Source organism: Novosphingobium mississippiense (assembly GCF_044029535.1).
Lineage (GTDB): Bacteria > Pseudomonadota > Alphaproteobacteria > Sphingomonadales > Sphingomonadaceae > Novosphingobium.
This window is the reverse complement of record NZ_CP147003.1, coordinates 1,807,066-1,815,000: the sequence shown is the minus strand read 5'-3', so window position 1 is coordinate 1,815,000 and position 7,935 is coordinate 1,807,066. Positions and strand designations below refer to the sequence as shown.

8 protein-coding genes (1 of these 8 only partly in view) are annotated in these 7,935 nt (G+C 65.3%); 2 read left to right on the top strand and 6 right to left on the bottom strand.

Translation table 11 applies throughout. The annotated features are described in order from the left end of the window. The 6 genes in view from WBP06_RS26435 to WBP06_RS26410 are tightly spaced (at most 25 nt apart) and all read right to left on the bottom strand, a layout consistent with a single transcriptional unit that may run on beyond the window. Window positions 1-815: the 5' portion of a fumarylacetoacetate hydrolase family protein gene (locus WBP06_RS26435; RefSeq protein WP_395335557.1), read on the bottom strand. It extends 181 nt beyond the left edge of the window; the window shows 815 of its 996 coding nt (coding positions 1-815); its start codon is at window positions 813-815; its stop codon lies beyond the left edge, outside the window. Between the two features lies 1 nt (window position 816). After that, window positions 817-1,608: a cyclase family protein gene (locus tag WBP06_RS26430; protein ID WP_395335555.1), complete on the bottom strand. Its 792-nt coding sequence runs from the start codon at window positions 1,606-1,608 to the stop codon at window positions 817-819. After that, on the bottom strand, window positions 1,605-2,762 hold the full coding sequence (locus WBP06_RS26425; protein WP_395335552.1) for an alpha/beta hydrolase family protein: 1,158 nt from the start codon (window positions 2,760-2,762) through the stop codon (window positions 1,605-1,607). The genes WBP06_RS26430 and WBP06_RS26425 overlap by 4 nt, the downstream gene beginning before the upstream one ends. A gap of 15 nt (window positions 2,763-2,777) precedes the next feature. Further along, a complete protein-coding gene (locus tag WBP06_RS26420) occupies window positions 2,778-3,227 on the bottom strand; it encodes a nuclear transport factor 2 family protein (protein ID WP_395335550.1) in 450 nt (149 codons plus the stop codon). Beyond that, the gene (locus tag WBP06_RS26415) at window positions 3,227-4,129 is read right to left on the bottom strand and encodes a VOC family protein (RefSeq protein ID WP_395335547.1); all 903 of its coding nucleotides are present in this window, start codon (window positions 4,127-4,129) and stop codon (window positions 3,227-3,229) included. Before WBP06_RS26415 ends, WBP06_RS26420 begins: the two co-directional genes overlap by 1 nt. 25 nt (window positions 4,130-4,154) lie before the next feature. Next, the gene (locus WBP06_RS26410; protein WP_395335544.1) at window positions 4,155-5,291 is read right to left on the bottom strand and encodes an FAD-dependent oxidoreductase; all 1,137 of its coding nucleotides are present in this window, start codon (window positions 5,289-5,291) and stop codon (window positions 4,155-4,157) included. Between the two features lie 786 nt (window positions 5,292-6,077). Between WBP06_RS26410 and WBP06_RS26405 the strand changes: the two genes are divergently transcribed. Next, window positions 6,078-6,929, top strand: a complete 852-nt coding sequence (locus WBP06_RS26405) for a TauD/TfdA dioxygenase family protein (RefSeq protein WP_395335542.1) — start codon at window positions 6,078-6,080, stop codon at window positions 6,927-6,929. A 5-nt stretch (window positions 6,930-6,934) separates the two neighbouring features. Beyond that, window positions 6,935-7,921, top strand: a complete 987-nt coding sequence (gene epsC / locus WBP06_RS26400; protein ID WP_395335539.1) for a serine O-acetyltransferase EpsC — start codon at window positions 6,935-6,937, stop codon at window positions 7,919-7,921. Window positions 7,922-7,935: the final 14 nt, after the last annotated feature.

The following is a 7,935-nucleotide window of genomic DNA, read 5'->3' as shown; positions in this document are numbered from 1 at the left end:
GAAATGCAGCTGGAGCCGACTTCGGCATAGTTCGGGTTGGAGACGGTGCCCGATCCGATCACGGTTCCCGCCACCAGATCACGGGTCAGGGCGGCATGGGCGATCAATTCGTGAAAGCCGAAGTCCATCGATGCCGCACTCGCCGCGCCGAAGCGGGCGCCGTTCAGGTCTACGGCAAGTTCCATGCAGAGCCGCCCGTCGCGCCATGCATCGCCAAGGGCATCGGGCGTGACGGCGAAGGGCGCCATCGAACACGGGGGCTTGGCCTGCACCCATCCGAAGCCGGTCTTCATCTCGACCGGAGCGATGGCGCGCAGCGACCAGTCGTTGATCTGGACGAGAAGCTTGATGTGCCCCAGCGCCTCTTCCGCCCGCGTGCCCATCGACACGTGATCGACGATCACCCCGAACTCGCCCTCGAAATCGATGCCATGCGCCGGGTCGGTGAAGGGAACCGGATCGTTGGGGCCATAGAAGCGGTCTGACATGCCCTGGTACATCAACGGTCGGTCACTATCGAGCGGGGGCAGGTTGAAGGCGATCTGCATCAGTTCACCGTGGGTGCCGAAGGCGGATCCATCCAGCCACTGCCACGAACGCGGCAAGGGTGCGCGCAGCCGGGCAGGATCGAGATGGCCGCCGCCGCCCGCTTCCAACACATCGGCCAGACGGCGCAAGTCGATTTCCGCCGCATCCCAGTGTTCGACGGCAGCCAGCAGGTTGAGCCCCGGCGCGGCGAGATAGCGCGCGCCATCGCTCGACACGACGACCAGTTCGCCGTCCGGACGGCCGTTATCCAGCGTGGCAAGGCGCATGTCAGTCCTCGAAGATCGCGACCGCGCGGGTCCAGCCGGCCGAGGCGCCCTTGATCTTGTGCGGGAAGCACGAGACAGTGAAGCCGTGGCCTGGCAGCACTTCCAGGTTGTGCAGCTTTTCGAGGTGGCAATAGCCGATGTCGCGCCCCGCCTTGTGCCCTTCCCAGATCAACGACGTATCGCCGGTTTCCTTCACCTTTTCCGCCGTATAGCTGAACGGCGCATCCCACGACCAGGCATCGGTGCCGGTAACGCGCACGCCACGTTCGGTTAGGTACATCGTAGCCTCGTACCCCATGCCGCAGCCGCGATTGACGTAGTTAGGCTCGCCCAGCGCCTTGCCGGCGGCGGTGTTGACGAGAACGATGTCCAGCGGCTTCAGCTCATGGCCGATGCGGGCGAGTTCGTCCTCGACGTCCTTGGCGGTGACCACATAGCCATCGGGGAAGTGGCGGAAATCCAGCTTCACGCCCGACTGGAAGCACCATTCCAGCGGCACTTCGTCAATGGTGATGGCGCGCTTGGGCTCGCCATCCTTGGCGTCCATGGTCGGATGGAAGTGATAGGGCGCGTCCAGGTGCGTGCCGTTGTGGGTGGTCAGCCGCACCCATTCTGCCGCCGCGAAACCAGCGCCGTCGGGCGTATCCTCAGCCGTCACCCCCGGAAAGAACATGCCGAGTTCGCCCACCGTCTCACCATGGGTCTGATAGGTGATTTCCGGTTTCAGGAACGGTGGGTCGCTGACAACCTCGTTGCAGAGGGTGATCGACAGGTCGACAAAGCGGCGGGTCATGCGGTTTCTCCTCCGAGCGTCTCGGCGAACCAGTCGCTGATGAGATCGCGGCCATAGGCCATGTTGTCGGCACCGACGTGCTCGACGCCGCCTTCGCGGGGCGTGAAAATCACCTTCTCGCGGCGCGGCGAATTGACGAGCTGGTCATAGAGGTCATCGGCGTAATCGACGCTGATCTGGCGGTCGCTGGCGCCGTGGGTGACGAGGAACGGCACCTTGATGCGATCCATGTGCCCGTTGAGATTCATCGCCTTCGACTTGGCGAGGAAATCGTCCTGATCGTCGGCTCCGAAGGCCCAGTGGACGTGCGCCCAATAGTGCGGCACCGGGTTCTCGCCCTCGCGCGCCATGCGCTTGTCCTGCACTTCACGCCAGTTGTGGTTGGCGCCCCACACCGCGCCCGAGGCGAAGCGCGGCTCATAGGCGACCGCACGCGGTGCGAAGTGGCCGCCAAGCGAGATGCCAGTCATGCCGATGCGCTTGGGATCGACCTCCGGCTGCTGCTCCAGCCAGTCCACCGCCTTGCTCGCCCAGCTTTCCGAATGCGGATCGACGGGCAGGTCCTGAAGGCGCAGCGCCTCGCCCGATCCGGGCTGGTCGACGCAAAGCGTGGAAATGCCCCGGCGCGCCAGTTCCTGCGGCAGGCGGGTCCAATAGAGCAGTTCCTTGCAGCTATCGAGGCCGTTGCAGAACACCACGACCGGCTTGCGTCCCGCGCCCGGCGCGCGGGTGAACAGCGCCGGCATCGTGCCGGTTTCCAGCGGAATTTCCACCCGTTCTCGGTTGAGCCTGCCCAGCGCGGTCGAACGATCGAAAGCTTCGCGCGCCTTCGCGTAAGTCTCCTTGCGACCGGGATGGCCGTGGCCCTGCATCCGTTCCGCCGTGATCAGATAGAGCGAGGCCCGCTCCAGCTTGTTGGATGCAGAGAACTTGCGGCCCTTCGCCTCGTCCTCGGCGGCGAGTTCCAGCAACTTGTCGCCCATCGCCGCCCAGGCTTTCATGAACTGCGGAGTGCCAGCATCGGCCCCGTTCGCCGCCGCATCGCGGATCGGCTGGCACATGTCGATGATCTCACCGAGCTGCGCCCCCGATTCCATCGCGATCGATACCGAGAGGTTCCAGATGTAGTTCGGAAAATATTCAAAGAGGGCCAAGCGGGGCTCCTGTAATCAGAAATAGGGGTGCGGATTGACGGTCTGCGTCTGGATCGGCTGGAGCACGTCCCAGTGCTCGACGATCTTGCCGTCCTTCAGCCGATAGATGTCGGCCACCGCCCCGCCCGGATTGTCTGGGGAGGGACGGCCCCGAAGGTGGATCATCGCCATGTCGTCGTCGACAAGGATGCGCTTCACATCGAACGAGGCGCCGGGTGCGGAGAACTTCGGTTCCAACATGGCAATCGCCGCCTCCCGCCCGTCCAGGATGGCCGGATTGTGCTGGATGTAGTCCTTCGCGACGTAGCGCTCGAAGGCCGCGCGCACCTTGCGTTCGGTATAGAACAGACGGGCGAAATCGGTCACGACCGCGCGGTTGCGCTCGGTCAGGCTGTCCGGCCCGCGCGCTGAAACCAGCGCGAGGGCACAGGCCGCGAGGGCCGCGATCCGAAGCCCGCGCCACATCAGGCGTCTGCCGGCTGGAACAGCCGCGCGTCGGGCGCGGGATGCGGCATCGTCTGCGGGCCGCCGACGCCGATGCCCCACTGGTCCATGACCTGCGGCCCGGGAATGTGGACCTTGTGCTGGTGCGTCTCGAAATCCACCTCTTCCAGTTCCGAAGTGTACTCCACCGCGAAGCCGGACGGCGTCGTGAAGTAGCTGAAGGTGTTGTTGCCAGCCGTGTGGCGACCCGGGCCCCAGCGCAGGTCGGTGCCGCGCTGCTTCAGGCGATGGACGCCGCGCATCATGTCGTCGACCGAGAGCATGTCGTAGGCAACGTGGTTCAGGCACGGCGGCCCGGGCAGGATGGCGACGCGGTGGTGCGCCCCGTTGCAACGCAGGAAGCACATGAAATCGCCCAGCCAGTCGCTGATCCTGAAGCCCAGCACGTCGGTGAAGAACCGGACCAGCGCCTGATGATCGGGCGAGTGCATGACGATGTGGCTGATCTTCACCGGCACGCCTTCCCAGCGCTCCATCGCCCGCTTGTCCAGCGTCTCGACACCCGCCGAAATCTCGAACGGCAGGCCATCGGGGCTGAAGAAGCGGAAGGCATAGCCGCCACCCGGCGCGTCGAGTTCGCGCGGGGCGAAGATCACCTTGCAGCCCGCCGCCACGACCTTGTCGTGCAGCGCCACCACATCCTCGCGCGTGTCGGCGGCGAAGGCGATCACCTCCACATGGTTGGCGTCCGACTTGTGCAGGCGCACGACGTGGTGTTCGTCATGCCCCTGGGTCTTGAACCAGGCAAAGTCGTCGTTTGCGTCGACTTCGACCAGGCCCCAGTCCTCGGTATAAAACGCCCGTTCGGCGTCGAAATCCTCGACGCCATATCCGACGTAACGGATTTCGGTCACTCGGCTCATCGCTGCAATTCCTTGAATCAAAATGTCAAATGGGCTGGCTGACCACCGCGAACATCTCTGCAGTGGCTTTGTGATTATCGACCGGCGGGCCCTTGCCGATCTGGCCGTGGCAGATCGCCAGCGAAGCCTCGACGATGTAGCGGCAGCGCTCGTAGCGGCGGGTGCGATAGGCTTCGAAAGCCTGCTCCGGCGCGGCGCCGGACGCAGCGGCGGCGGAAAGTTCCTCGCCCAGCACGATCGCATCCTCGATCGCCATGCCCGCGCCCTGCCCCAGATGCGGCGTGGTGGCGTGGACGGCGTCGCCCAACAGCACGACGCGGCCCTTGTGCCACGGCCCATGGACCATCATGCCCTCCAGCGGGCGATAGACCACGCCTTCGTCATCGGTGATCGCCTGCGCCAGTTCGCGGATCGCCGGCGCCGTGCCGGCCAGCTTCTCGCGCATCCGCGCGGCCAGCCCCTCCACCGCATAGCGCGGATTTTCCGGCTCGGGCGTGGTGGCGTACATGTACATCGTGTCGGCCGACATCGGCACCAGACCCACCCCGGTCGGCCCGTTGTAGACATGCAGGGCATCCAGCCCTTCGGCGCGGGGAAAGTTGTAGCGCCAAACCGACTGCCCGGTGAATTCGGGGCTCTCCGCGTCCGGCAGGACCATCAGGCGGGTCTGCGAATAGACGCCGTCCGACCCCACGACCACGTCGTAGTCGCCCTCACCGCCATCGGAAAAGCGCACGTGAACGCCATGCTCTTCCTGATCGAGCGTCACCACGGTCAGCCCCAACCGCACGTGTGCGCCCAGTTCGCGTGCGCTGTCAGCCAGCACCTTCTGCAAGGCGCGGCGACCGATGCCGACGTTGGAAGGCTTGCCCTCCACCAGCGCGGGCGTGGGAATGCGGGCGACACGGGTGCCGTCCGGAATGTAGATCTCCACCGCATCGAACCCGCAGGCGGCGTCCAGGAACGCATCCAGCACGCCAAGCTGATCCATCGCCCGCACCACGTTGGACTGCTGGATGATGCCCACGCCGTAGACCGACCACGCCGGATCCTTTTCGATCACGGTCACCGCATGTCCGGCGCGAAGCAGCGCAATCGCGGCCGACAGGCCGCCGATCCCGCCGCCGACGACCAGGATGTTCAGGGATGCGGCTTCGGCCATTTTCGCAATCACTCCACGCACGTGCGGGCCCCTAGCCAGGGCTCCTGATCAAAAGTCGGAGATCGGGGAAGGCCGTGCGCCCCAGGCGCGCATCCGCTGTAGGGACGCCAAAGCCGTCAATGCCTTCAAGGCAGTCCGTCGCCGGGCCGCCGCCTCTCTCTCGTTTATGCAACCTAGTCATGTTCAGGCCGGCCATTTTCCGTCCGGACAGCCTGAAGTCGCACAGGCGCGCGCATTCCGGAAATGAATTGATATGATAATTTTAAATCGATTTTGCTGATAGGTGGTCGCGAACGGCGGGTGCCGGCGCCCCGTCAAGCCGGCCTTGGCTGCGGCATAGAATTGGTTTGCGACAGGGCGCCTGCCACCAGCGGTGCAGGCGCTTGACGGGTCAATGTCAATTAAATAGGTTGAGAATTAGGACGAGGGGATACTGGCTCGTCCTGCCGATGCGGTTCTGCCGTGAAGGCCCTTCCAGTCCGCGGCTTTTGATCGGGAAGCAGCTTGCTCCGCGTAACCAACGGCTAAAGCGCGCGAACGCTAAGGCGACATCGCCAGGCTTCGTGTTCCCCACCAGCCAGGGGTGATACGATGCGTATGCAATTCTAGATCCACGATCGATGCGGAAGCCCCGGCTCCGCCGCATGAGCGCTTGCGCGAAGCCCTGAGGGGCGGCCGCGCCGTTAACGCCCTTTCCCCATTCCGCGTCCGCCGGAAGGCGGGCCTGTGCGCGGCTGCCGCCGCGCCCCTTCCTACGCCCAACCTGTCCATCAGGAGGAACCACGCATGACCATCGAGATCCGCAAGCATGGCCGCGTCGGCGCCGAAATCCTCGGCGTGGACCTTTCGCGCCCATTGTCCGAAACCCAGTTTGCGCAAATCCGCGATGCCTTCGCCGAACACGGCGTGGTGTTCTTTCGCGACCAGTCGATCACCGAAGACCAGCACATCGCCTTCGCGCAGCGCTGGGGGCCGATCAACATCAACCGCTTCTTCGCCGCGCATCCCGGCTATCCCGAAATCGCGCTGGTGGTGAAGGAGCCGGAGCAGCAGCACAACATCGGCGGCGGCTGGCATACCGACCATTCCTATGACTTCGAACCGGCGCTGGGCTCCATCCTTGCCGCGCGGGAATTGCCGCCGGAGGGCGGCGCCACCGCCTTCGCCTCCATGTACGCGGCCTATGACGGCCTGCCCGTGCACCTGAGGGCACGGATCGAGGATCGCCGCGCCGTCCATTCCGCGCGCCATGTGTTCGGCAGCAAGGCCGCCGTTTATGAGGCCGTGCAGGATACCCGTAGCGATGGCCGCATCGGCAATTCCGCCGCTGCTGACGTGCTGGACGATCCTATCCACCCGGTGGTGATCGTCCATCCGCTGAGCGGCAAGCGCGCGGTCTACGTCAATCCCAGCTTCACCCTGCGCATCCTGGGCCTGGCCGAAGAGGAATCGCAGGACTTGCTCGCCGAAGTCTACGAGCACTGCAAACGGCCGGAATTCCAGGAAGACTTCCACTGGCGCGACGGTTCGATCGCGTTCTGGGACAACCGCGCCACCTGGCACTACGCCTACAACGACTATCACGGCCACCGGCGCGAGATGCACCGCATCACCATCGAAGGCGTCCCGCTGGGGTAGGCGCGATGACAAGCGATCAGCCCTCCGCAAGCGCCGCCGCGCCGGACCTCGACGATTTCTGGCACGTGGGCGATATCGTCCGCGAACTCGCCGAAATCCGTCAGCACTGGCGCACGACCAACAGCCAGCACGCCGAACACGGCGTGGAGGGTTTCCCCTCACGCGTGCGGCTTGCCAAAGTGGCGGACGAACTGTGCGGGGCGCTATTCCCCCTCCGCCTCGGCCCGGACTTCGTGCGGCGGCATAACGAGGATACGTTCGTCACCCAGTCGCTGCAGATCGCGCTCAGCCGCCTGCAAGCGCAGCTGGGGCTGGAATTCGCCTATACCGGCGAAGCGGAAAGGCAGGCGGGCGAGCAACGCGCGGACGCGATCGTGCTGGCGTTCTCTCGCCAGTTGCCGGCGATCCGGCGGATGCTCGACCTCGATCTGGAGGCGGCCTATGAGGGCGATCCCTCTGCCCGCAGCCTGGACGAAGTGCTGATCTGCTATCCCGGGCTGCTGGCGATCATCCACTACCGGCTGGCCCATGCCCTGCACGGCCTGGGCGCGCCGCTGGTCGCCCGCATCCTGACCGAGATCGCGCATGGCACCACCGGGATAGACATCCACCCCGCCGCGCAGATCGGCCGCGGCTTCTTCATCGACCACGGCACCGGCGTCGTCATCGGCGAGACCACCGTGGTGGGCGACAACGTGCGCATCTACCAGGGCGTCACGCTGGGCGCCAAGGCCTATGCACCAGACGGTTCGGTCGCCGCCGCCAAGACCAGCCCGCGCCATCCCGTCGTGGAGGACGACGTGGTGATCTACGCCGGGGCGACCATCCTGGGCCGCATCACCATCGGCAAGGGGTCGGAGATCGGCGGTAACGTCTGGCTGACGCATGGCGTGCCGCCCTACAGCATGGTCTTCCAGGCGCGGGAGACCCTCATCTCCGGCAAGCCCCCGGCTCCGCCCACTTCGATCAAGGGTGGAGACCCCCTCAACTGAATCCCCCCGACAAC